The sequence below is a fragment of the Gloeobacter kilaueensis JS1 genome, assembly GCF_000484535.1.
GTDB lineage: Bacteria > Cyanobacteriota > Cyanobacteriia > Gloeobacterales > Gloeobacteraceae > Gloeobacter > Gloeobacter kilaueensis.
The window spans coordinates 2,127,753-2,151,728 of sequence record NC_022600.1; the positions used below are offsets into that span (position 1 = coordinate 2,127,753).

The following is a 23,976-nucleotide window of genomic DNA, read 5'->3' on the forward strand; positions in this document are numbered from 1 at the left end:
GGACTGTGCCCCCCCTTGCGGCTTTGACCGCGTGGAAGAGATTGTCCCCCGCTATCAAGGACCGGCAAAGCTGAACCGTATCGAGTGGCACTGACCACGTATCACGAGGCTAGACTTTTGCCGTCCTGCGGAACTTGCCTACCTCCTCTGAAGCTTCAACTGGAGACACTCATGCAGCGAGACGGTTCACAAAACGACTATCAGCTATTTGTCGGTATTGATGTGGCGGCACTCACTGTCACTGCCGCCTGGCTGCTCACCCACGCAAAGCCTACCGCTGCCATCACACTGCCCCAAACCCCCGAAGGACACTGCCAATTGGCCGAACGCTTACTCGCCGTCTGTCCCACCGCCGCTGAGGTGTTAGTGGTCATCGAAGCCACAGGCTCCTACTGGATGCGACTGGCCACATTTCTGGCGCTCAAAGGTTTTGCCGTCAGTGTGGTCAACCCCGCTCAGTCTCATTACTTTGCCAGGGCACTGCTCAAGCGTTCCAAAAGCGATGCGCTTGATGCCCAGACGCTTGCCCAACTCGCTGCCGCCCTGCAACCTGGTCTTTGGCAGCCGCCGCCTGAGATTTATTACCAACTCCAACAGCGCCTGCAGCATCGCGATGCCTTGCTGCAGCAACGCCAACAACTGCACAACCAGTTGCACGCTCTGCGGCAATTTCCGTTGGTGGTGGCGGCGGTACAAGCGAGTCTGGAGCAGTTGAGCCACACCTTCGATGAGCAGATTGCGCAGATGGAAGCTCAGCTAGAAGCGCTGCTCGCCCAAGACTCGCTTTGGCATCAAGCTGCAACCAAGCTGCGCACTATCAAAGGCATTGGGTCTGTCACCGCTGGGTGGGTGTTGGTGAGTACCCTCAACTTCGGCTGCTGTGCAACGGTGGAAGCGGCGGTGGCCTACGCGGGTCTCGCTCCCCGCTCCCACCGTAGCGGCACCAGCCTTCATAGACCAGAGCGCATCGGCCATGCAGGCAATGCCCGCTTACGCACGGCGCTGTATATGGCGAGCTTGAGTGCGATCCGCTGCAATCAGCAGATTAAAAGCTTTTACCAGCGGCTACGAGCAGCCGGTAAACCGGCAAAGGTAGCGCTTTGCGCTGCGGCTCGCAAACTCTTACACATTGCCTGGGCGGTTGTGAAAACAGACACGCCTTTCGATGCAGAGCACGGCAGGTTGGTTTGCTTGCAGTAGGGCGGAGGAAGAGAAGAAAGGAGGAGGCTGCTTGACTCTCAATACCGTATCTCTTCTCCTCTGCCCGGCGGGGGCAGGGGAGGAGAGCGGGGGGCAGGGGGGGTGTGGAGGGGTGGGGGACGGTTTTGTGGAAAAGCCTGCTTCCAGCAACCCAGCCCGAAACCTGTTTTCTTATTTCATCAACGTTAGAAACCCAGAAAATTTCAGGGAGCCACCGCCTGTGCCGCCCGCAGTCCAACGCTCTCCACACGAGGGGTGATGAATACCAGCCCGAGGGTCCGTCCCTTTGAGAGAAAGGGATTGAGAAAGCCGCCCAGCTCGTAAACCTGTCCGCTTTTGAGCGACTGAGTACTACCGAGCCGCAGGCGGTAAACGTCCGGGGGGAGATTCGGGCGCTCCCGCTCCACCGGGCTGCCCCATTCGAGGCGCGTCTCAAGCACCGTACTGCCGTCCGGCTGGATCGTCGGCTTGAGTGCAAGGACAATCCCGGCTCTGATCGTACTCAGCGTCGCGGACGGCACCGGCCCGGTGCTCGTCGTAGCGAGAGTCTGCAGAACCATGTTGTAGTCTTTTTGAGCATCTAAAAAAGCTTCTCGATCGCTGAGCACCACGAGCTGTGTGTCTGCGATCAGTTTGCCCCGGCCCTGCTTGAGCAGGTCGTTCACCCGCCCAAGCAGGAGGGCTGGATCGCTCGAATCAAGGCCAGCGGCCACCACCTCCGGCAACTCGACGATCTTGATCTGGCAGTTCACCTGCTGCTTTGGGGTCTTTGCGGCCTCCAGATCGACAGTAGCCGCCGATACAGTGGGAAGGGCGTTCGCTGCCCGCATTCCAAAAAAGATGGCGAGGCAGGAGGCAAGAAGACCAATTTTTAGCTGGTCACGTCGTCGTATTTTCATGACGGATTCTCAAGCTGAGCCCCTGGACCAGGGCGGCGCTCAACTTGTTCCCGTAATGGAGATATCGGCAGCGGTGCTCGATAGTGCGCCCCTGAAATCTACCAGACCCGGCAGGCGTTGGCGCGCACCATCGGATCGCCGCTCTTGCAGCCGAAGGCTCTGGCAAATTCGGGCGAATTGGAGACAGTGCCGTTTACCCGGTACTCCGGCAGCGAGTGGGGATCGGTAAGGGCGCGCAGGCGCTTGTCCTCGTCGGTCTGGTTGGAGCACCAGATCTGGCCAAAGCCGATGAAGAAGCGCTGCTCGGGCGTGTAACCGTCAACGCGGCCCGTCGCCTGATCCGCGACAGCTCCGAGCAACTTGCCAGGATCGCTGGGCTGGTTGAGAGCCTGGGTAAAGGTTTTGCCAGGATCGACGGTGGGCCTGGCAGCCGATTGGGCGAGAGTTTCCATCAACGCCATGTAGGCGATGCGCAGCCCGCCATTGTCGGCGACGTTTTCGCCTAAAGTCAGTTTGCCATTGAGTTTGACATCCCCCACTGCCTTGTAGCCGCCGTACTGATCGACCACACAACCGGCGCGCTGCTCGAAGGCTCTGGCATCCGCTGCAGTCCACCAGTCGCGCAGATTGCCTTTGTCGTCGAACTGGCGGCCCTGGTCGTCGAAGCCGTGGGTCATCTCGTGGCCAATCACCGCACCGATGCTGCCGTAGTTGACCGGATCGTCGATGTTGACATCGAAGAAGGGCGGCTGCAGGATGCCCGCCGGGAAGTTGATGTCGTTGTTTTGCGGATCGTAGTAGGCGTTGACCGTCGGCGGCGTCATCTGCCACTCCTGGCGATCGACGGGTTTGCCGATCTTGCTGAGCTGGCGCTGAAACTCAAAAGCGGCGCTGCGCTCGACGTTGCCCAGGTAGTCGCCCGGCTTGATCGTGAGCGTAGAGTAGTCGCGCCAGCGCTCGGGGTAGCCCACTTTTTTGGCGAAGGCTTTGAGTTTGGTTAAAGCCTGCTGCCGGGTGGGCTCGCTCATCCAGTCGAGCTGTTTGATGTCCTGGTTGAGCGCTGTTTCGAGGGCGCTCACCAGTTTGAGAATGCGCGCCTTGCCCTGCTCGCCGAAGGTCTGCTCGGCGTAGATCTTGCCCAGATCTTCGCCCAGATCCCGGTCGGTCGCCTGGACACAGCGCTTCCAGCGCTGTGCGATCTCTTTGGCACCGGTGAGGTACTTGCCGCGAAAGGCAAAGTTGGCATCGACGAAGGGCGCGCTCAGATAGGGGGCGGAGACCCGGATCAGGTGCCAGCGCAGGTAGGTCTTCAGATCCGCCAGCTCCGTCGAGGCCGTCAGTTTACCCAGCGCCTGGGTAAAAGCGGGGATCGACACGTCGAGGCTATCGAAGGCCGGGGTGTTCGCCGCCTTGAAGTAGGCTTTCCAGTCAAACTCGGGGCTGAGGTTTACCAGTTGCTGGACGGTGTACTTGTGGTAGACCTTGTTCGGATCGCGGCGCTGGACGCGATCGAGCGAAGCGGTGGCCAGTTGGGTCTCAAGCTTGAGCACCGTCGCCGCATCTTTTTGGGCCGTCGCCGCCGGTTCTCCTGCCAGGCCAAAGAGCTTTTCGGCGTACTGCTGGTAGACCTTGCGCGTCTCGACGGACCTGGGATCGTCCTTGAGGTAGTAGTCGCGGTCCGGCAGGCCCAGACCGCCTTGATCGAGCCCGGCGATTACCGTGGTCGAGTCTTTGGCATCCGGCTCGGAGGACAACTGGAAAAATACCGGTACGCCGATCCTGTGCAGGTAGGCGACGAGGGCCGGGAGATCTTGTTTGCTCTTTAACCCGGCGATGCGGTCGAGCTGCGGTTTGAGGGGTGCAAGACCGAGGCTGTCGATCTTTTGCTCGTCCATGCAGGCGGCGTAGTAGGTGCCGATCTTGGCGGTGGCACCGGTGGGTTGAGCGGCGGCCTGTTCGAGGATGGTCCGCAACTTCTGGCGGTTATTTTCAGCCAGCACGTTGAAGCGCCCCCAGGTCGATTGGTCCGCAGGGATCGGGTTGTTCTTGAGCCAGCCGCCGCAGGCGTACTGGTAGAAGTTCTGGCAGGCGGGGGTGGAGGTGTCGAGAGCCGACAGATCGAAACTGCCGACGGTGGAGGGCGTTTCCGCCCGGACCGGCAGGGCAAAAGACAGGGTGACGGCGGCGGCCCACAGGCCGGTGGCCACAATTTGGCGCATCGGATTCCTCAAGATGGTGAAACGGGTGAGTGGGACACAAGCTTGTCCGCTTTGCGAGCACCGTCGGTTCCTTGTGAGGACAACTTGCGGACCCACTGCAGCCAATCGATAAGCTAGATTCAGTGCGCACCCGATGTCGTCCTATGTTCCGTAACTTTTTATTGCTGCTATTCGCCGTTCTCCTCCTGCCTGCCCCAGTTCTGGCGGCAGAACCCGCCGAACCGCTCGAAAAGCAGGTGCTCGAAATCATCCAGCGCCACCCGGAGGCGGTCTACAACGCCCTGCGCACCTACAAGCTGCAGGCCGACCGCGCCCAGCAGTTGGGCGAGTGGCGAGAAAACCTCAAAAAGCCCATCCAGGTGAATATTGCCGGTGCCCCGGTGCGGGGCCGGATGGATGCGCCGCTCACCCTGGTCGAGTTTTCAGATTTTCAGTGCCCCTTCTGCGGTCAGGCCCAATCGACGCTGCGCGCTCTTGAGAGCAAGTACAAGGACCAGTTGCGCGTCGTCTACCTCAACCTGCCGCTGCCGATCCATCCCCAGGCGCAAGCCGCCGCTCTCGCCGCCTGGGCCGCCGGTCGCCAGGGGAGGTTCTTCGAGTACCACGACCGGCTTTTTGCCCTCAACGAAAATCTCCAGGCCGACAGCTTCGAGTCCATCGCCCGCGATCTGGGCCTCGATCTGGCCCAGTTCAACCGCGACCGCGAGAGCCCCGAAGCCCTCGCCCGCGTCGCCGCCGACGTGCAGCAGGCGATCGACCTCAAGCTCGACTCCACACCGAGCTTCGTGCTCAACGGCGTACTCATCAAAGGTGCCCGGCCCCTCGCTGACTTTGAAGAGGTGATCAAGCTGGTGCGCCCGCAGCCGGGCTGAGTTGATCGGCGCTCATGAGCGGTAGTGTAACCGTGAAGGTCGCTCCCAGATTGGGGCCAGGGCTCTCGGCTCCCACCGTGCCGCCGTGCAGTTCAACGAGGTGGCGCACGATCGCAAGCCCGAGGCCGAGGCCGCCGAAGATGCGGGTGCTGGTGCTGTCGGCCTGGCGAAAGCGGTCGAAGACGTAGGGCAGAAACTCCGCTGGAATACCGGCACCGCTGTCTGCGACGACGATCCGAGCCTGGTTCTCGCCGCGCTCGATGCTCACCCGGATGCGGCCCTCCTGGGGCGTGAACTTGATCGCGTTCGACAACAAGTTCCAGACCACTTGCTGCAGGCGGTTCGGGTCCGCCACCACCGTGCAGGGCAGGGGCGGAAAATCGGTTACCAGCGCAATCGCCTTGGCCTCCGCTGCCGTGCGCATCGTCTCGATCGCTGCTTCGACGACGCCCTGGACGTTCAGCGGCTGCACCGTGAGGCGCAACTTGCCGGTGATGATCCGCGAGACATCGAGCAGGTCTTCGGTAAGGCGGGCCTGGGCGCGGGCGTTGCGCTCGATCGCGTCGAGGGCGAGCGCCACCCGCGTCTGGTCGAGCTGTCCGCGCCGCAATAACTGGGTAAAGCCCAAAATCGAGTTGAGGGGGGTGCGCAGTTCGTGGGAGACCGTTGCCAGAAATTCGTCCTTCATCCGGTTGGCCGTCTCCGCCCGGTTGCGCTCGCGCTGCTCAGCAGCGTACAGCCGGGCATTGTCGAGGGCAAGGGCCGCCCGCCGAGCGAGATCTTCGGCCAGTTGCAGATCGCCCGGCCCGTAGCGGCGCTCCGATCCGGCAATTGCCAGCGTCAGTGCCCCGAGAAGGCGGCCCCTTGCAGCCAGAGGCACGATCAGCGCCGAGCGAATTCCAAGTTGCTCCAACAACTCCAGATGCTCGTCACTGTAGGCCAGTTCCAGAAGCAACGCTTCTGGAACTTCCTCGAATAGCTCCGCACAACCGGTGCGAATGACGCGGGCCACCCCCCGGCTTGCCAGAGGATCGATCGGGTAGTGCTCACACAGTTGCTGGGCCAGCGCCTCCTTGCATGGATCGGCGTGCAGAGCCGTCAGACAGCGGGGAGTACCGTCCGCTTCGATCAGATCGACGGCGAACCAGTCGGCGATCTGGGGAACGGCCAGCCTGGCCAGACTGGCAAAGGTCGTCTCGACATCGAGGGAACTGGCGAGCACCACGCTCGAATCGGCCAGAAAGCGATAGCGCCTTTCGCTCTGCTCGATCGTCTTGTAGATCACCTGCTCGCGCTGCAATAGAGCGGCGAAGGCATCCTCCGAGCGCCTGCGATCGGTGATGTCGTTGCTGATGAGGATGAGGGAGCTGATGTCGCCCTGCCGGCGGATCGGCCCCACCTGGGAGTGGTACCAGAAGATTTCACCGCTGGGGCTGACGGTGGACGCCTCGTAGCCCATCGCTTCACCGCTGGCAAGTACTTGGGCAAAGACGCGGCGGACGCGCTCGTGGTGCTCCGGTAGCACGTAGTCGTAGATACTCTGCCCGATCATCTGGTCGCGCTCATAGCCCGGCAGCCCCCGGTTGATAAACAGGATCTGTCCCTGCCGATCGACGGTCGTGATCAAGTCTGGGGCGTGCTGCACCAGCGAGCGCCAGCTCTCCTCATAGGGCTCACCTGCCGGGCCGCCGTTGAGGCGGGCGCGGCTTTCAAGAAGCTGAATTTGTAGCTGTCTGCAGGTTTCTTCGAGTTGAAGGACGTGCTCGCGGGTGGCCTGAAGTTCCCCTTCCAGCGGAAGGGATTGGGCGGCATCGCTCATCGCTGGTTCCCCAGGAAGGTAATGATATTCCCGACGCTGCCAGGGGTAGTTGCCCAGCCGAAGGCAAGCGGTTACGCTTCCTATGGTAGCGGAAACTTCCCTCAGCAAGCGCCCCTGACGGACGCTGCCAATTTCAATGTGCCCCGTCTGTGTGGCTCTTGAATAGTGCCTATCAATTCAGTGGACATCGCTCTCAAATACATCTTCAAGATGCCCGAACTTTACTAGATTTTCTCTCGTCATCTCCTCACTCAAAAACAATACATCGTTCGTCTCTACTTCTCATTTGAAGTCGGTGCGGGTGAGTTTCGAGCGGCTGATGCTGGGCCGAGCGCAGATTGCCTTGAAAAGAATTTGCGTATTTCTATCATTAAGGTTGGACCTGCTCAAGCGGGAGTGGCTTCGACCCGCTCGATCAAACTGCACAGGTGCTCGCTGCTTGGATCGTCGAAATCCTTGTGCCGCCACTGGTCGCGGTAGGTTGCGAGTACCCCCTTCAGCGATTGGAGGCGGGAGATCTGTTCTTCCAGTTCGGTAATCTTGTTCTCCAGCAGGGAAACGACCACCGGGCAGGCGGGATCACCCCGGCCCCGCATACTGAGAATCTGGCGAATTTCCGCCAGGGAAAAGCGCAGAATCTGAGCCTTCTTGATAAATTCCAGTCTCCGCTTTGCCGAAGTGTCGTAGTAGCGATAACCGCTCCTGCTGCGTTGGGCCGGTTCGAGAAGCCCCAAACTCTCGTAGTAGCGGATCGTGGCCACCGCCACCCCGCTTAGATGGGCGAGTTCGCCGATCTTCCAGAGCTGAGCACCGCCTGCTTCTTGAAGCTTTTGCTCGACACCTATGCCCATGCCCACCGCCGGGTAGAGATCTCATCTTAACCCTTGACTCTCAAGTTCACTTGAGGGTCTAGCCTGAAAGAAGCAAGGGAAGGCAGGGCGATGCAGATGCAACTGAAGATTCCGGCGATGCACTGCGGCGGTTGTGCCCAGGCGGTGAGACGGGCTGTGCTGGAACTAGATCCCGGTGCGCAGATAGATGTGGATCTACAAGCGCGCACGGTGCAGATCGAATCGAAGCACCCGGAGGAGAACCTGCACCAGGTTCTCGCCGAAGCGGGCTATCCGCCGGAGAAGGCGGGGGAAGCTGAAGGTTACGGGCAACAGGCCATAGCGGACGACAGCAGCACCGAAGCTGTAGACGAGCAGGAGGCGGTGTACCGGCGGACGATGGGCAAATTTGCCTTTGCGGCGGCGATTGCGGTGCCGGTGCTGCTCGTGGGACTGGGAGATTATGTTCCGGCCCTGGCCAGGCTGCTGATGCCTTACCAGCAGGTGGTCGGCCTGGTTTCGGCGGTCCTCAGCCTGGCGGTCCTTGCCTGGTCGGGGGCGGAGTTTTTTAAGGGAGCCTGGCACAACTTCCGCAACCACAACGCCAATATGGACACGCTGATTGCCCTGGGAACCGGGGCAGCGTGGCTCTACTCGTTCTTTGTCGTCGTCGCACCGGGGCTTTTTCCGGTGTCGGCGCGCGGCACGTTCTTCGATGTCGCGGTGGTGGTGACTGCCCTGGTACTGTTGGGTCAGGCGCTCGAAGCGCGGGCCCGTGGCCGGGCCAATGCCGCTTTGGGAGCCCTCCTCGATCTGCAGGCCAAGACGGCGCGGGTGCTCCGCGACGGCCAGGAAATGGACCTGCCGGTGGCCCAGGTGCGGGTGGGCGACATTCTGCTGGTGCGGCCCGGCGAAAAAGTGCCCGTGGACGGAGTGATTGTCCAGGGCGAATCGGCGATCGATGAATCGGTCGTCACCGGCGAATCGGTGCCGGTGGACAAAAAATCTGGCGACGGGGTGATCGGCTCCAGCCTCAATACGACCGGTGCTTTTCGGATGCGGGCCACCCGCGTCGGTGAGGAGACTACCCTCGCCCAAATCGTGCGTCTGGTGGGCGAGGCCCAGAGTACGAAGGTACCGATTGCCCGCCTGGTGGACACCGTGTCGCGCTACTTCGTGCCCGGCGTGGCGATCGTCGCTATCCTCACGTTTTTAGTCTGGTTCAACCTCGGTGCGCCCCTCAATCTGGCGGTGGTGACGGCGGTGACGGTGCTCGTGATCGCCTGTCCCTGTGCCCTGGGGCTGGCGGCTCCTATTAGTCTGGTGGCGGGACTGGGCAGAGCCGCCGAAAACGGCGTGCTGGTGCGCAATGGCGAGGCACTTGAGACGGCTTCCAAGCTTACGACGATCGTGCTCGACAAGACCGGCACGATCACCCTCGGCAGACCGGAGTTGACCGATGTGCTGCCTGTGGCCGGGTTCAATCTGGATACATTGCTGGCTCTGGCCGCCGCCGCTGACCGCAACAGTGAGCATCCGCTCGCTACCGCCATCGTCAAAGGCGCTCAGGCGCGAGGCACCCAAGCGGCTGAGCCCGAACGCTTCCGGTCCATTCCTGGCCAGGGCGTCGAGGCAACAGTTGATGGGCGAACGGTGCTGGTGGGCAATGCCCGGCTGATGGAGGCCCAGAACGTGGCGATGGCAGCCTTCCAGGGCGATGCGGCGCGGCTGGCCAACTCGGGCAAGACGGCGATGTTCGTGGCGGTGGACGGGCAGGCGGCGGGCATTCTCGCCGTGGCAGACACGGTGAAACCCGATTCGCTCGCAGCGATCCGGGCTTTCGCTCGGATGGGCATCGAGGTGGCAATGATCACCGGCGACAACGAGCGCACGGCTCAAGCCATTGCCCGGCAGGTGGGCATTGAGCGGGTCATAGCCGGGGTGCAGCCCCAGGACAAGGCCCAGCAGGTGCAACGGTTGCAGGGCGAAGGGCGCACCGTCGGCATGGTCGGTGACGGGGTAAACGACGCTCCGGCTCTGGCCCAGGCGGATGTTGGTTTTGCGATCGGTACGGGCACCGACGTTGCCATCGAGGCGGCGGACATCACCCTGGTTGGCGGCTCGTTGCGCTCGGTGGTCTACGCCATCCAGATCTCGCGGGCCACCCTGGGCAACATCAAGCAGAACCTCTTCGGCGCTTTTATCTACAACAGTCTGGGCATCCCGGTGGCGGCGGGGCTCTTTTATCCGCTGTTTGGCTGGCTGCTCTCGCCCATCCTCGCCGGGGGAGCGATGGCTCTTTCGAGCATTACCGTCGTACTCAACGCCAGCCGCCTGCGGCTTTTTGCTCCCAAATCCGTTTCGGAGGCATAACTCATGAATGCCATTCAACTACTTGTCAATCTCATTGGCTTTGGCCTGATCGCTGCGATTGTCTGGTGGTTCTTCTTCTACAAGAACCAGGCCGCCACAGCGCGCCGTTCAGCAGGCGATTTGCAGGAAGTCGATATCACCGTGCGGGGCGGCTACAGTCCCGCCCAGATCGTCGTCGAAGCGGGCAGGCCCGTGCGGCTTCACTTCACCCGCAAAGAATCCTCCGCCTGCAGCGAGGAAATCGTCTTTCCCCAGTTCGGCAAGCGCGCCCGTCTGCCGGAAAATCGTACCGTTACCCTCGAAGTCACCCCCGAGCGGCCCGGCGAGTACGAATTTGCCTGCGGCATGAACATGCTCCACGGCAAACTCATCGCCCGCTGAGGAACAGCGCCAGGCGCTGAGCGAAAATATACGTATTATCAGCGCCAGACTGGCGACTCCTGATGAACGACGACAGTACCAAAACGGCTACTTCTGCAGTTGTAGATTGGTTGAAAGCCATGCCCTCTCTAGCTTTTACCGGTAGAAGTGCGCAACACTTACAAAAGCAGTCCGGCTATAACTCAGAAAGCTCGGTGCCCGTTGCCTTTTCGATATCTGCCCAAGCGTTCTGATAGGCGACCACGGTGTCGAGATAGGCGGAGCGAATCTGCTGGTCAGATTGCTGGGCAAGGATGACAGTCGCCAGCCCAGCCTTGCCGACCTCATAGCTGCGTCGCGCCAATCGAACCACCTCGGCAGAATCAGGAAGCAAGCGCTTTTGGTATCTGCGAATGTTTTCCTGGGCGGTTGTGAGATCCTGATAAGCCGTTTGTACCTCAGCGGCGATCTGGGCACGGATCGCCGTAGTCTGTAATTCTGACTGCTCGATAACAGCTTCAGCCTTAAAGATCTCACCTCGCTGGTTGTAGAACACAGGCAGAGGAATATTGGCACCGATGAGCAATCCCTGAGTCTGTGGGTCGCCAATATTGTTTGCGGTGAAGGTGATACCCATGATTGCCTGCACATCCGGCGTTCGTAGCGAATCAGCAACCCGCAACTGGGCACGGGCGACAGCAGTTTGCTGAACTGCAACGCGCAGATCGAGCCGGTGGGCGTAGGCGCGCTCCAGCAATTCCTCGGCGGAGGGTATCCGGGTGTTCTGAGTCGGAGTAAGCTCGGTTTTCTGAATATCGAGATTAAACAGGCTCTTGTCGCGCACATCGAGAGCAGTTTGGGGGCTTTCGCCCAACAAAGCATTGAGTTGCACCCGTGAGCGCTGAACGCGGCTGAGGGCAGTGGTGCGCTGGGGCTCGCCCTGGTTGCGGGCCAGCTCAGCTTGAAATAACTCCGCCTCAGCCACTGCCCCGGCATTGAATCGCTTGCGCACCAACTCCACTAATTGCCTTAACAACCGGATTTGCTCATCGATGGCCTGAACCTGGGCTTCAGAGGTGGCGAACTCGGCGTAGGCCCGCCGTACTTGAGAATGGATATCAAAGCGTTGGGCGTTCAGCTGCAGCTGAGTCAATTCGTATTCATTTGCCGCGAGCTGCAACCGAGCGTCTCGCTTTCCTCCCAATTCAAATGTCTGGGCTATGCTCACCTGCTGAAGATTATTGAAGAGGGCATAAGCATCGAAGAAACCGTAGGCTACTGAGAAGATCGGGTTGGGGACGGCACCGGCAATGGTAATGTCGGCTTGACCGATTTTGAGGATACGACGGGCCGTTACCAGTTGTGGATTGCGCTCGTCAGCCCGAGCGAATGCTTCGCTGAGAGTCAACTGGAAGCCAGAGGGAGCTTGCACCTGGGCGCAGGCTGAAATCCCAAAATCTGGTATTCCGAGCAGAGCAGCGAGAAAGATACCTGGGAGTTTTGACAACCTCATCGCAGCAATCCCTTTGAATGCTTCTATTTACTGGTTGACAAGTTGAATCGCGCGTCCATGCAACTCGACGCTGCCTTTGACTGCTATCTTTTCTCCGGGGGCAAGGCCAGATTTTACTTCCACCTGCGAATCAAAGGTGCGACCGAGGATGAGACGGCGCTCTTCGTAAGTATGGTGGTCTTGCTCGACGTAAGCAACATAAGTCTCGCCGCTTTTTTGAACCGCAGCTGTAGGCACCGCGAGCACTGAAATGCTACCTGAAAGCAGAGTGAGGCGAGCGAACATCTGGGGCTTGAGTCTACCACTAGAGTTGTCGATAGTCGCTCGCACTGCCAGGGTACGCGTTTGCGGATCGAGGCCGGGTGCGATGTAGTCAAGTCGGCCACTGAAGGTTTTGCCGGGGTAACTATCGACGCGGGCCGTTGCAGGCAGCCCGATCCGGGTTGAAGCGATATCTTTTTCGAACACCTGGGCAATGAGCCACACCTTCGTCAAATCCGCTACGACAAACAGCGGCTTACTACCATCCACAAGTTCGCCCGGATTGAAATTGCGTGCTGCGATGATGCCAGAGCGAGGAGTACGGACCATCACAGTGTTGTCAACCTTTTGCTCGCGCACCACTCGATTCGCCTCGCCTGGACCCATCCCCAAAAGCCGCAGCCGCTCAGAAGCAGTGGTGATTAGGGCATGGCGCTTGCGGACGAGACTGTGCAGAACAGCTGCTGCCTTTAGATACTCGCTTCGTGCCTGCTCAAAATCGGCGCGGACACCAACTTTTTCGGCCAAAAGCTGCTTTTCTCGCTCGAAGGTGCTCCTAGTAAGAGTCAATTGCACCTGGTCTTGCTCGCGCTCGGCGTCGAGTTCGAGAATCTGCTGGAGCAACTCCGATTCAATCTGAGCCACCTCGCTGCTGCGCAGGATGGCAAGCAGTTGACCGGCTACCACTCGCTCGCCAGGTTGGACAGCGATCCGCTCGACTCGCCCCGATACAGGGGAAGCGATCTCCGTAGTACGGTCAGCAGCGCTTTGAACCTGACCGCTTGCAACGATCTCAACCGGGAGAATGCGCTTCGTGACCGTAGAGGTGGTGATCTGGACCTGGCGAAGTTCACCGGCTTCGAGTCGAAGCCGCACAGGTCCGTCGGCCTTCGACGGTTTCGCCCGGGGTTGGGCGCTGGAGATTTTCGCGGTGCAACTGGTGAGTAAGCTACCGAGGAGCAGTGCAATCAGCAGTGGAAGCTTCACTTGACAGCTGTCTCCCGAATTTCAATGGGCAATGGGTCCGCTTGCTCCTGCGCCGTGTTGGGGGACGGTGCAAAGTAGCGGTAAAGGGTTGGCAGGACCAGTAATGTAAGTGCCGTAGCTGACACCAGTCCACCAATAATCACGATGGCGAAGGGTTTTTGGGTTTGCGCACCAATTTCGTTAGATAGCGCCGCAGGCAGCAGTCCTAGGGTGGCAACTGTTGCAGTCATCAGCACTGGGCGCATTCGGGCCACTGCCCCTTCAAAGACTGCTTCTTGCAGTTCCAGGCCCCGGCGTTGCAGCTCGCCCACGCAGGAGACAAGCAAAATGCCATTTTGAACGGCCACCCCAAAAAGAGCGATGAAGCCGACCCCCGCCGATATCGAGAAGTACGTGCCCGTGAAGAATAGCCCCAGCACCCCGCCAATGGCCGCCAGCGGTACGACCGCGAAGACGACAGCAGCGCTCCTGATGGTGCCAAAAGCAGCATAGAGGATTCCCAGAATGATGAGGATAGTCACCGGCAACACGACCGCGAGTTGGGCAAGGGCCTCCTGCTGCCGCTGGAACTCGCCGCTCCAGATAATTCGATAGCCAGATGGAATCTGAATTTCGGACGCGACTCGACGCTGGGCGTCAGCCACCGCAGCTGCCAGATCCCGACCGCGCACGTTGGCCCGGATGGTCGAAAGTCTTGAACCCGCCTCGCGCCAGACCTGGGTGGCACCGTCTACTTCTTTAAGCGAGGCCACCTGGGCCAGGGGAATTTTGGTACCCGCCGGAGTATCGATCAGCACGCGGGCGAGTGCTGTCTCACTGTCGCGATAGGACGGAGCGAGGCGGACAGAGAGGTCGAAGCGTCGCTCCCCTTCGATGATCGAAGTGGCGACTTTGCCAGCCATCGCCGTTTCAACCAGAGCCTGCAAGTCGGAGACATTCAGGCCATAGCGCGCAGCCTGGGTGCGGTCGATTGTGACGGCGAATTGCGGTTGGCCCAGCAGCGGATCGACGATCACATCGACAATCCCCGGTGTCTGGCGCATGAGCCTGCCCACCCGGCTTCCGAGTTCTTCCAGCTTCAGCAGATCAGGACCGGCGATCTTGGCCACCAGTGAACCCTGGACACCCGAGAGTGCCTCGTCGAGCATCATCTGGATGTACTGGCTGAAGTAGTAGTCCACTCCAGGAATCTGTTCGAGATCACGGCGCATTGCAACGATGAGTGCATTTTTGTCCGCGTGGAACGCGGAGCGCCATTCACGGGCCGGTTTGAGGTCCACGAAGTATTCTTGATCAGCGAATCGCATCGGGTCGGTCCCGTCGTCCGGTCCACCTTCCTGGGAGAGAACCTGTACAACTTCCGGATAACGAAGCAGGCAATTGCGCACCTTGCGCGCCACGGCAACGGAATGTTCAAGGGTGACCGAGCCGGGTTTAATCGTGGTGCGTAGCCAAATGTTGCCCTCGTCGAGGTGGGGCAAGAACTCGCTGCCCAACTGCAAGAAAACCAGCGCAGCGACCACCGAGGCGGCTACAGCTCCGCCAATCACAGGCGCGGGATGAGCAAGCGACCAGCGCAGCGAGGGGATGTAGAGGCGGCGAGCAAAATGCACCACCGGGCTTTCGCGCTCGACGAGGGGTTTACCCACCAAAAAGATCGCGCACAGAACCGGGATAAGGGTGAGGGCAGCCACAGCCGCTCCCAAAAGGGCAGCGACCATCGTCAGTGCCAAGGGGCGAAATAGTTTTCCTTCTACCCCGCCAAAAGTGAAGATGGGTAGGAAGGTGACAACGATGACACCGATGCCGTAGAGTACGGGCCGACCGACTTCCTGGGCGGAGTGGGTCAAAAGTTGCAAGCGCTCGCGCATGCTCAACTGCTGCCCTTCGCTCGCCAGGCGACGCACAATGTTTTCGCTCATCACCACCGCCCCGTCTACCAGGATGCCGAAATCGATCGCCCCCAGCGACAGCAAATTCGCCGGAACTCCCGCCAGACTCAAGACGATGAAGGCCACCAGGACCGATAGGGGAATGACACAGGCAGTGATGAGCGCCGATCGACCGTCGAACAGAAAGAGCCACAGCACAGCGATCACCAGGGCGATGCCCACCGCCACGTTCTCACCGACCGTGTGCAAGGTGTTGTTGATCAGACCCAGGCGGTCGTACAGGGGCACGAGCTTGACCCCTTCGGGCAGACGGGAGCGGATCTCCGGAAGCTTTTTGTAGAGACTTTCGAGCACTTTCGAAGGATTCTCGCCCGAGCGCATCCAGATGATTCCCTCGATCACATCCTCCTTGGTATCCAGACCCACCTGCCCGCGCCGCACCCTGGGGCCGACGGTTACCTCGGCAACATCGCGCACCAGCACCGGCGTTCCGGCGCTCGGGGTGGCGACGACCACCGCAGCGATGTCAGCCTGACCTGCAAGCAGGCCCAGCTCGCGCACGATGAAAGCCTGGTTGTTTTTTTGAATGAAGCCGCCGCCTGTGGTGGCATTAGAGTTGGTGAGCGCCTCGTAGACCTGCTGGAGGGTGACGCCGTGCGCCTGCAACCGTTCCGGATCGACGTTTACCTGATAGGTTTTGGTGGGGCCACCCTGACTGATAACATCGATCACTCCTGGAATCTGCCGGAACGCCTTCTCCAGCTCCCACTCCTGAATGGCCCGCAGCCCCATCGGCGTGTAGTAAGGACTCTGGAGGGTGTAGCGGTAAATTTCGCGCACCGAGCCGCCGACATCCGCGTCGAGCCCCGGCTGGGCATCCTCCGGCAAGTCTGCCCCGGCAATCCTTTCGAGCACCTGCTGGCGGGCAAGGCTGGTGGGTGTGCCATCCTTGAATGTCATGGTCACAATCGACAAACCGTAGAGCGAGATCGACCGCAAAGCCGTCTGGTTGGGAATGCCATTTAGCTCTTTTTCTAGAGGCACCGTCACAGCGCGCTCGACCTCCTCGGTGCCCTTGCCTGGATATAGCGTGATCACTCGCACCAGCGGATCAGACAACTCTGGATAAGCCTCCAGGGGCAAGAATCGCCAGGCCAGGCCGCCTACGATCGCTATCGCCAGGGCGAGGACGATTGTCAACCAGCGTTTGGCCAGAGCGAACCCGATCAAGCGCTCGACTGGATGATTTGTAGTCATGCCCATCTCCGTTGTGCAAAATCCAGCGGTGCTCACGCACAGCCAGCAAGCTCAGGTGCGAAGAAAAATTTCTCCGTTAGTTACAAAGCGTAACAAGGAAAGCCAAATTATGAAATAGGTATGAAAACTTAAATTGCTTTGGCCAGGCTTTCCTTCAAGGAGTTTGCTGCAGCAGATCCAGGCAGTGAGGAATCAGATCCGCACATAGCAGCGCTACACAGGCAAAGGCCAGCCAGGTAACTGCCAACCGCCAGCCCGGCACAGTTGGCCGTGGGCCGGGTACCTCGCCATGCAGACCGATCAAGTGTTCCAGGCGCTCCTCGAAGTCTTCGCCGGTAGTCGCGCACGGGCAGGCGTCACCGCTCGGGACGTGTTCTTCCAATACTTTCAGCAAAATGTTCGCCAGTCTGAGCGGTTGACCGGTCAAGCTCGCCGCCATCTCGTCGGCAGCAAGTTCGCGTTCCCGGACGAACCCTTTGTAAGCTCGTCGGCCTAAGCGGATCCGAGACGCCGCCGTTGACAAACCAGCAGCGATGGCAGCGAGCAAATTGTCCTGCCGGGCAACGTGCGCCAGCTCGTGGGCGAGCACTGGGCGCAACTGCTCCACCGACAACTGCTCGAAGTACCAGCTGGACAGATAGACTACCGGCCGGCGAAAACCCATGACTAGGGCGACGGGTTTTTGGGTGAGCAGACGTCGCAGGAGTGGCGCGTCCATCCCGGCCTCCGCTGACAAGGTGTCGAGCAAAACCTGTGCTTCGCTCACCTGCGCGTCTGTGCGAGAACAGGCCCGCAGTTGATCAGCAAGACGCAGGTGGCGCAGGATGTACACGCAAACGCCCGGAATGGTGAGTGCTGCGAACCCCAGTAGCGGCCACAGCGGCAGCCCAGCCAGGCCATGAGCGATCCAAGCAAGACCTCCCGCCTGCAAGTCTTCCAGAATGTGCCATAAGACGAGGCAACCGGTGGCTGCAGGAGCGGCCAGTTCGATGAGCTGTGCCTGCCGCCTGCACTCCCATCGCCGCTCGTCACGCAACCGCACCCGCGTCCAGTACCCGAGGCCCAGTGCGAAAGTTGCCCCCCCAAGCACGGGAAAAAGCAGTTCAACGAGCATCCTCCTCCCCCTCAAGTCGGCGCACCCGTTCGCGCAACTGCCCCAGCTTCCCAGGGCCACCGCTTACCTGTCGGCGCTCATCGAGTAAAGCGCAAAGCGCATCAGGGAATTCTCCCAGAAGATTGTCCAGAACATGGCCTAGAACGTGGTGCAAGAAATCCTCTCGACTCATCGAAGGCAGGTAGAACCGTGTTTTGCCGTTTTTGAAAACGACTTTGAGCAAATCCTTTTCGGCCAGAGCCGTCATCGTTCCCACGATCGTCTGGTGGGTTGGACCCCCGCTCTGTGACAGAAGCAGGTGAACATCTTTGCCAGACATAGGGTTGGTTGCCGACCAGACGACCTCCATAATTTCTGCTTCGAGATCCCCGAGCACCTTCTTGAGACCCGTCTGGTTTGGACGAAACACAGCGTGGATATTTGCCAGATCCATTGCGATTTCTTAGTGCGACGCGGGCGAGAACGGTTCTAATTCACATATTTCGGAGGGCGTCCGAATTTGTAGAAATTCGGACTACACTCGAAATAGTTGCATTGTAACAGGGGGAAGGTAGGCGGATGCGGAACCGGTTTGCCTCGAAGCTCGGGTTCCTGCCTTTGCTGGTACTCCTAGTAGCGTGTTCGGCACCTGCAACGCAGGTACCCATCGGGGAGACGGCCAGAGCGGCACGGGAGCCGAGTGTGGTCGCACTTACCCCAGAGATGGTCGAGCGGGCTGGTGTGCGCACAGCTACCGTCCGTCGAAGGCCGTTACTTGGTACAGAAACTTATAGTGCGACGGTGGAGCCGACGCGTACGGGGGCAGCGGTGGTTGCTTCACTGGTCAACGGCACCGTCACCAGGCTGCTCGTCGATCTTGGTCAGAGCGTGCGCCAGGGCCAGGCGCTGCTGGAGATGGTAAGTCCAGAGGCAGGCCAGGCGAAGGCGGAGTACCGCTCGGCTCTCGCCCGCCTGGAGCAGGCGAAGACGCGGTCCAATCTTGCCCAGACCCAGGTGGATCTGGCCGGGGCCGCCGTACAGCGCGAAAAGCTGCTCGTCGCAAAAGGGATCAGCGCCCTGCAGTCACAGCAGGAGGCTGAGGCGCGGCTTGCGGGGATTCGGGCAGATCGGGCGACTGCCCGTTCAGATGTAGGTGTCGCGCAGGCAGCGGCGGCGGCAGCGGCTTCTCGATTGCGCGCGTTCGGCCTGGGTGCCGGACAGTTGCGCCAGATCGCCCAGGGTGAAGATCTCGACCCGCGCCTGTTCGTGGTGAGTCCCATTGCTGGCAGGGTGATTGCGTTGCAGGCGCAATTGGGTCAGGCGGTGGCACTCACCGCGCCATTGATGACGGTGGGAGATCTCGATCGGGTCTACGTGCAGTTGCTGGTACCCCAGGCGCGTCTGGCAGAACTGAACCCTGGCGATTTGGTGCGGTTTATGAGCGAAGTGGCACCGGGACGAACTTTTGTCGGGCGGGTGCTCCGCCAAGCCCAGAGCCTGGATCCAACCACACGCAACGCTGAGGTGCGCGTGGAGATCGCCAATCCGGGAAGTGTGCTCAAACCAGGGACGCTGGTGCAGGCGACGGTGCGTACCCGGCTGGCCGGCGATGCTATCGTCCTCCCGGCCACCGCTCTGCAACAAGTCAAAGGCAAGGACGTAGTGTTCGTGAAAATCGGACCAAATACCTTCCGCGCCCGCCCGGTCGCTGTCGGGCAAAAGACTGCCGAAGCTGCCCAGATCCTCCGTGGGGTAGCAGCCGGGGAATCAGTGGTGACGAATGGCTCTTTCTCGATTAAGGCGGAACTACTCAAAGCCTCGCTCCAGGAAGAGGAGTAAGTATAGATGAGCAATGCACGAACCCAAACGGCTCCCGATGCACAGCTTCAAACCATTCCGGAGGCGAAAGGCATCGCCAGATGGGTTTACAGCGCCCTGCGCCAGCGGGTGCTCATCCTGGCCCTGTTACTCGTTGTGCTGGGTATAGGCGTTACCTCCCTGCTCAAAGTCAAGGTCAACTCGGTGCCCGACATCTCTAACCTGCAGGTCACCGTCACTGTGAATGCCCGTGGCCTGGCCCCACAGGAAGTAGAGCAGTACGTCACCTATCCGGTCGAGCTGAATCTGCAGAATCTTCCCCGGCTGCAGTATGTCCGGTCGGTTTCCAAATACGCTCTATCCCAGGTAACTGCCATTTTCGAGGACGGCACCGATATCTATTGGGCCAGGCAACAGGTAGCCGAGCGCCTGCGCGGCGTTCAAGAACAGTTCCCCGCCGGGCAAATCGACCTGGAACTGGGTCCCATCGCCACGGGTCTGGGAGAAGTACTCATCTTTCGCGTTCAGGGGCCGGGTTACAGTTTGATGCAACTGCGCGACATCCTCGACTGGCAGATCGCACCGGTGCTGCGGGGCGTGAGCGGGGTAGACACTGTGGACACGATGGGGGGCGCTGCCAAGGAGTACCAGGTGCGTCTTTTACCGGACAAGCTGCGTGGGTACGCCCTGACCCCCGCCCAGGTGATGGATGCCCTGCGAAACAGTAACCAGAATGCTGGGGGCGGCTACTACGTCCAGAACGAAAACCAGATTCTGATTCGCGGCAAAGGTTTACTTCAGAACCTCCAGGACATCGGCCAGGTAGTCGTTACTCGCACCACCAGAGGCATCGTGCGCGTCCGGGATGTGGCGGAGGTGGCGATCGGCAGTCGGCTCTCTCAAGGGGCGATCACCGCCAACGGTAGAGGAGAGACGGTGGCCGGTATCGTGATCATGCGGCTCGGGGAGAACCCAAAGCAGGTGATCACCCGCGTCCAGCGAAAAATTTCCGAACTGCGGCCCAGCTTGCCCCCCGGTGTCAATATCAAGAGCGTCTACAACCAGGAAGACCTCATCGACCGGGCGATCGAGACGGTGGCGGAGAATCTGGCTGTCGGTGCCGCGCTGGTGGTGATTATCTTGTTCTTGCTGCTGGGCAGCTTTCGCGGTGGCCTGGTGACAGCGGCGGCTATCCCCCTGTCGCTGGTGGGTGCTGCGACATTTCTGGCGTACACCAACACCTCCGGCAACCTCCTGTCGCTCGGTGCCCTTGACTTCGGGCTGCTGGTGGACGGCTCGGTGGTGATGGTCGAGAACATCATGCGCCGCCTCGCTGACAACCGCCCTCTGCCCGAGGAGCGCCTTGCCGTGGTTCAGCAGGCAGCAGGAGAGATGGCCCGACCGGTCTTGTTCGCCGTCAGCATCATCATCGTCGTCTACCTCCCGATCTTGTTCTTGACGGGGGTGGCAGGGAAGACCTTCCAGCCGATGGCGCTGACGGTGGTGGCGGCGCTGGCTTCCTCGCTGGTGGTTGCCCTTTTCGTCACTCCGGTGCTCGCCTACTTCGCGTTCAAGAACCCGCCCAAGGAAGAGGAAACCTGGGTGCTCAGGGCGATACGGTATCCCTATGAAAGGCTGCTGGCCTGGTGTACCGGCAATCGTTTGTGGACTGCGGTGATTGCCCTCGGCTTCTTTCTGGTGAGCCTGTTTCCCCTGACATTCCTGGGAGCGGAATTCATCCCGCAGCTTTCGGAGGGCTCCCTGGTGCTCAGTCTCGTCCGTCCGCCCGCTAGTTCGCTCGAAGCGGCAGTGCGTCAGACAAGCTTGATCGAAAAAGTGCTCAAGGAATTCCCGGACATCGAGACGACGATGGGCCGCACAGGCCGTTCGGAGACGGCCTTTGACCCGATGGGTCCAGATGTGACGGATTTCTACGTTATCCTCAAGCCCCGCTCTGAGTGGAAGCAATTTAAGACCCAAGACGAAATCGAAGAAGCAATCGGCAAACGGTTGGCTGAGGCAGTTCCTGGAGCCGCCATCTCGATCGGTCAACCCATCGAGAACCGTACCAACGAACTTATCGCCGGTGCCAAGGCTGACGTCGCCGTCCGTCTCTATGGCCCGGATCTTGACCAGCTCAAGAAGACAGGCGATGCTATCGCGCAGACCGTGGGAACGGTAAGCGGAGCCGTCGATGTTGTCACCGAGAAAGTAGATGGCCTCCCCTCGATCAGCGCCCAGATCGATCGCTCAAAACTGGCCGCCTACGGCATCAGTACCCAGGCGGTGATGGAGACGGTCGAGGCGTCCGTCAGCGGCAAAGTTGTCGGCAAAGTGTTCCAGGGTAGACCGCGCTACAACCTGGTAGTGCGCTTCGCTCCCTCGGCTTTACCGAATATCGAAAGCCTTGCCAATTTACCTGTGGCAACGACTTCAGGTCAGTTGATTCCACTATCTTCGGTGGCACGGGTTGCTATCGATGAAGGGCCAGCCCAGATTTCCCATCGTTCTGGAGAACGGGTGCTCACAGTGCAGATGAACGTGCGCGGTCGGGATCTTGGAGGTTTCGTAGCCGATGCCCAGAAAGCGGTGGAGAGCAAGGTCGCCTTGCCCTCCGGCTACCGTATCGAGTGGGGAGGTGAATTTGAAAATTTGCAAGAAGCACAGGGAAGGCTGTTCGTCCTCGTGCCGCTGACGCTGGTCTTGATCTTTATCTTGCTTTACAGCACCTATGGCAGCTTTCGCCCCGGTGTGCTCATCTTCTTGAACGTGCCGCTTGCCCTCTCCGGCGGGTTGCTGGCCCTCGCGCTGAGGAGCCTTCCTCTGTCGGTAACTGCCGGGGTGGGCTTCATTGCTCTATTCGGTGTTGCCGTGCTCAATGGCGTCGTGTTGGTCTCCACGATCCGCAAGCTTGAGGAAGAAGGTTTGCCCGCCGAGGCAGCTGCCCAAGAAGGGGCCAGAGAACGATTGCGGCCCGTGTTGATGACAGCCCTGGTCGCCTCGCTGGGTTTCGTACCGATGGCTCTGGCGACAGGACCTGGAGCAGAAGTCCAGCGTCCTCTTGCCACTGTGGTAATCGGTGGCCTCATCACTGCCACCTTGCTCACGCTACTTGTCCTGCCTGCCCTTTATCCTGTGATCTGTGGACGCGACGGATTCAAACTGCTGTGGCGCTCTAAAGACAGGCGTCACTCGGCCAGTAGCGATGCCCCTTAGTAAGCGCATACAACGTGCAGTGATTGCAATGACCAGAACTACGCGGTTGTCTCTAGGATTCGTTGTTGTCGGCTTGCTGTTGGCATCAGCTGTGTCCGCGACTGCACAGCCCATCTTCCCGTCCTCCAATGCTGCTCTGCGCCTTGGTCTTTCTGAGGCGTTTGCGAGCGCCGAAGCGCGCAATCTGCAACTTGCCGCCGCCCGGCGCAACCTGGGGCTGGCCCAGGCGGACATCACCGCCGCTGGGGCGGTTCCCAATCCCCAACTGGCCGTCTCCTACGGGTTCGGGCCGGTATTCAGTGACAATGGTGAACCACAACAGGTGAGCCTTGCCCAGACCCTCCAACTTGGAGGCAAACGGCAGGCACGGTTGGATCTCGCTGACACCCAGTACCGGCTCGCGGTCCTCGAACTGAATGCATCGCGCTTCGAGATCCGTGGACGGGTACGCAGGGCTTATGCTGAGCTTGCGGCAGCAGAGGCAACGGCTCGCTCCCTTGATGCTCAGGGCTCCCTCGCAGACCGGCTGGTGGAAACCGCTCGGGCGCGTGTCGAGGCAGGAGCTGCACCCAGATCTGAACTATTGCAGGCCCAACTGGTCCGCGCTCAATTGCAACCGCAACGGGTTCAGGCCGAGGGCCGCATCGAAAATGCCCGTGCCCAACTGGCAACCCAACTGGGAGATGGACCGGAGCAGCAGGTGGAACTGACGGACGAAGGACTATTTCAGCTCTCCGCAGAGAAAACCGAACTCGTCCCCCGTCCGAACACGCCCCTGCCATCTCTAGAATCGCTAACCGAACGGGCTTACGAAAGGCGTCCGGAACTACAGGCTGCGCTGCAGCAGATCGAAGTGGCGCGCCGTCAACTGCGCCTCGCCCAGGCTCTGCGCACTCCAGATCTGCAGGTGGGGGCAGCGTACCTGTTCACTACGGCCAGAAGCGCACCGCTGGCCAGCGGTTTCGCTCTTTCTTTTGGGGTGACGTTGCCGATCTTCTACAACCAGACCGGCGAAGTTACCAGGGCCGAGGCCGCCATCGACCAGAGCAGCGCGCGGGTGACGGCTCTGCGCCAGAGTGTCACCACTTCTGTCCGTGTCGCTTACCGCTCGCTGGTCGTCGCTCAAAGTAACGTCTCGCGCTACCGCAGCGAATTGCTGCCTGCCTCCGAAAATGTCCTCGACCTCGCACGCCAGGGTTATCAACTGGGCAAAGCTCCCCTCAGCAGCGTCATCCTGGCTCAGCAGGCGGACCAGCAGATCCGCTCCGCCTATCTCGACGCCGTAGTCGCCTATCAAAACGCTTACGCGGATCTCGAGGTCGCTGTGGGAGAACCACTCGATTTCTAGCGCCCCATCACCATCGCTC

Annotated in this window: 16 protein-coding genes; 7 read left to right on the forward strand and 9 right to left on the reverse strand. The window is 60.3% G+C overall.

What is annotated here, in order from left to right; all coding sequences use genetic code 11:
• Positions 1-171: 171 nt before the first annotated feature.
• Positions 172-1,200, forward strand: a complete 1,029-nt coding sequence (locus GKIL_RS09830) for an IS110 family RNA-guided transposase (protein ID WP_023171280.1) — start codon at positions 172-174, stop codon at positions 1,198-1,200.
• A 203-nt stretch (positions 1,201-1,403) separates the two neighbouring features.
• Here GKIL_RS09830 and GKIL_RS09835 read toward each other — a convergent pair whose 3' ends face one another.
• Positions 1,404-2,099, reverse strand: a complete 696-nt coding sequence (locus tag GKIL_RS09835; RefSeq protein ID WP_023173395.1) for a type II secretory pathway, component PulD — start codon at positions 2,097-2,099, stop codon at positions 1,404-1,406.
• Positions 2,100-2,197: 98 nt separating this feature from the next.
• Complete coding sequence (locus GKIL_RS09840) at positions 2,198-4,318, reverse strand: M13 family metallopeptidase (protein ID WP_023173397.1); 2,121 nt, start codon at positions 4,316-4,318, stop codon at positions 2,198-2,200.
• A gap of 143 nt (positions 4,319-4,461) precedes the next feature.
• On the opposite strand from GKIL_RS09840, the gene GKIL_RS09845 reads away from it, so the two are divergent.
• A complete protein-coding gene (locus GKIL_RS09845; protein ID WP_023173398.1) occupies positions 4,462-5,190 on the forward strand; it encodes a DsbA family protein in 729 nt (242 codons plus the stop codon).
• Here GKIL_RS09845 and GKIL_RS09850 read toward each other — a convergent pair.
• On the reverse strand, positions 5,162-7,009 hold the full coding sequence (locus GKIL_RS09850) for a sensor histidine kinase (protein ID WP_023173399.1): 1,848 nt from the start codon (positions 7,007-7,009) through the stop codon (positions 5,162-5,164). The two genes, GKIL_RS09845 and GKIL_RS09850, sit on opposite strands and share 29 nt — an antisense overlap.
• A 386-nt stretch (positions 7,010-7,395) precedes the next feature.
• A complete protein-coding gene (locus GKIL_RS09855) occupies positions 7,396-7,860 on the reverse strand; it encodes a heavy metal-responsive transcriptional regulator (RefSeq protein WP_023173400.1) in 465 nt (154 codons plus the stop codon).
• A gap of 90 nt (positions 7,861-7,950) precedes the next feature.
• Here GKIL_RS09855 and GKIL_RS09860 point away from each other — a divergent pair, with 90 nt between their 5' ends.
• Both GKIL_RS09860 and GKIL_RS09865 read left to right on the forward strand, forming a co-directional pair.
• On the forward strand, positions 7,951-10,212 hold the full coding sequence (locus tag GKIL_RS09860) for a heavy metal translocating P-type ATPase (protein ID WP_023173401.1): 2,262 nt from the start codon (positions 7,951-7,953) through the stop codon (positions 10,210-10,212).
• 3 nt (positions 10,213-10,215) lie between these two features.
• A complete protein-coding gene (locus tag GKIL_RS09865; protein ID WP_023173402.1) occupies positions 10,216-10,593 on the forward strand; it encodes a cupredoxin domain-containing protein in 378 nt (125 codons plus the stop codon).
• Between the two features lie 175 nt (positions 10,594-10,768).
• Here the strand turns inward: GKIL_RS09865 and GKIL_RS09870 are convergent, their stop codons facing one another.
• The 5 genes from GKIL_RS09870 to GKIL_RS09890 all read right to left on the reverse strand — a co-directional run bounded on the left by GKIL_RS09870 (position 10,769) and on the right by GKIL_RS09890 (position 18,029).
• Positions 10,769-12,085, reverse strand: a complete 1,317-nt coding sequence (locus GKIL_RS09870) for a TolC family protein (protein WP_023173403.1) — start codon at positions 12,083-12,085, stop codon at positions 10,769-10,771.
• 27 nt (positions 12,086-12,112) lie between these two features.
• Positions 12,113-13,333, reverse strand: coding sequence for an efflux RND transporter periplasmic adaptor subunit (locus tag GKIL_RS09875; RefSeq protein WP_023173404.1), 1,221 nt, complete (start codon positions 13,331-13,333; stop codon positions 12,113-12,115).
• A complete protein-coding gene (locus GKIL_RS09880) occupies positions 13,330-16,482 on the reverse strand; it encodes an efflux RND transporter permease subunit (RefSeq protein ID WP_023173405.1) in 3,153 nt (1,050 codons plus the stop codon). Before GKIL_RS09880 ends, GKIL_RS09875 begins: the two co-directional genes overlap by 4 nt.
• A 154-nt stretch (positions 16,483-16,636) precedes the next feature.
• Positions 16,637-17,596: a M56 family metallopeptidase gene (locus GKIL_RS09885; protein ID WP_023173406.1), complete on the reverse strand. Its 960-nt coding sequence runs from the start codon at positions 17,594-17,596 to the stop codon at positions 16,637-16,639.
• Positions 17,586-18,029, reverse strand: a complete 444-nt coding sequence (locus tag GKIL_RS09890) for a BlaI/MecI/CopY family transcriptional regulator (protein WP_023173407.1) — start codon at positions 18,027-18,029, stop codon at positions 17,586-17,588. The genes GKIL_RS09885 and GKIL_RS09890 overlap by 11 nt, the downstream gene beginning before the upstream one ends.
• A 248-nt stretch (positions 18,030-18,277) precedes the next feature.
• On the opposite strand from GKIL_RS09890, the gene GKIL_RS09895 reads away from it, so the two are divergent.
• The 3 genes from GKIL_RS09895 to GKIL_RS09905 all read left to right on the forward strand — a co-directional run bounded on the left by GKIL_RS09895 (position 18,278) and on the right by GKIL_RS09905 (position 23,957).
• Positions 18,278-19,414 carry an efflux RND transporter periplasmic adaptor subunit gene (locus GKIL_RS09895; RefSeq protein ID WP_187293911.1) on the forward strand — a complete coding sequence of 379 codons (1,137 nt, stop codon included), beginning with the start codon at positions 18,278-18,280 and terminating at the stop codon, positions 19,412-19,414.
• Between the two features lie 6 nt (positions 19,415-19,420).
• A complete protein-coding gene (locus GKIL_RS09900; protein WP_023173410.1) occupies positions 19,421-22,609 on the forward strand; it encodes an efflux RND transporter permease subunit in 3,189 nt (1,062 codons plus the stop codon).
• A gap of 91 nt (positions 22,610-22,700) precedes the next feature.
• On the forward strand, positions 22,701-23,957 hold the full coding sequence (locus tag GKIL_RS09905; RefSeq protein WP_041243867.1) for a TolC family protein: 1,257 nt from the start codon (positions 22,701-22,703) through the stop codon (positions 23,955-23,957).
• The last annotated feature ends 19 nt before the right edge of the window (positions 23,958-23,976 follow it).

Excerpts from the sequence above, each read along its gene's own strand:
- GKIL_RS09830 (WP_023171280.1), top strand. The coding sequence starts at position 172 with ATGCAGCGAGACGGTTCACAAAACGACTATCAGCTATTTGTCGGTATT.
- GKIL_RS09835 (WP_023173395.1), bottom strand. The coding sequence starts at position 2,099 with ATGAAAATACGACGACGTGACCAGCTAAAAATTGGTCTTCTTGCCTCC.
- GKIL_RS09840 (WP_023173397.1), bottom strand. The coding sequence starts at position 4,318 with ATGCGCCAAATTGTGGCCACCGGCCTGTGGGCCGCCGCCGTCACCCTG.
- GKIL_RS09845 (WP_023173398.1), top strand. The coding sequence starts at position 4,462 with ATGTTCCGTAACTTTTTATTGCTGCTATTCGCCGTTCTCCTCCTGCCT.
- GKIL_RS09850 (WP_023173399.1), bottom strand. The coding sequence starts at position 7,009 with ATGAGCGATGCCGCCCAATCCCTTCCGCTGGAAGGGGAACTTCAGGCC.
- GKIL_RS09855 (WP_023173400.1), bottom strand. The coding sequence starts at position 7,860 with ATGGGCATAGGTGTCGAGCAAAAGCTTCAAGAAGCAGGCGGTGCTCAG.
- GKIL_RS09860 (WP_023173401.1), top strand. The coding sequence starts at position 7,951 with ATGCAGATGCAACTGAAGATTCCGGCGATGCACTGCGGCGGTTGTGCC.
- GKIL_RS09865 (WP_023173402.1), top strand. The coding sequence starts at position 10,216 with ATGAATGCCATTCAACTACTTGTCAATCTCATTGGCTTTGGCCTGATC.
- GKIL_RS09870 (WP_023173403.1), bottom strand. The coding sequence starts at position 12,085 with ATGAGGTTGTCAAAACTCCCAGGTATCTTTCTCGCTGCTCTGCTCGGA.
- GKIL_RS09880 (WP_023173405.1), bottom strand. The coding sequence starts at position 16,482 with ATGACTACAAATCATCCAGTCGAGCGCTTGATCGGGTTCGCTCTGGCC.
- GKIL_RS09885 (WP_023173406.1), bottom strand. The coding sequence starts at position 17,596 with ATGCTCGTTGAACTGCTTTTTCCCGTGCTTGGGGGGGCAACTTTCGCA.
- GKIL_RS09890 (WP_023173407.1), bottom strand. The coding sequence starts at position 18,029 with ATGGATCTGGCAAATATCCACGCTGTGTTTCGTCCAAACCAGACGGGT.
- GKIL_RS09900 (WP_023173410.1), top strand. The coding sequence starts at position 19,421 with ATGAGCAATGCACGAACCCAAACGGCTCCCGATGCACAGCTTCAAACC.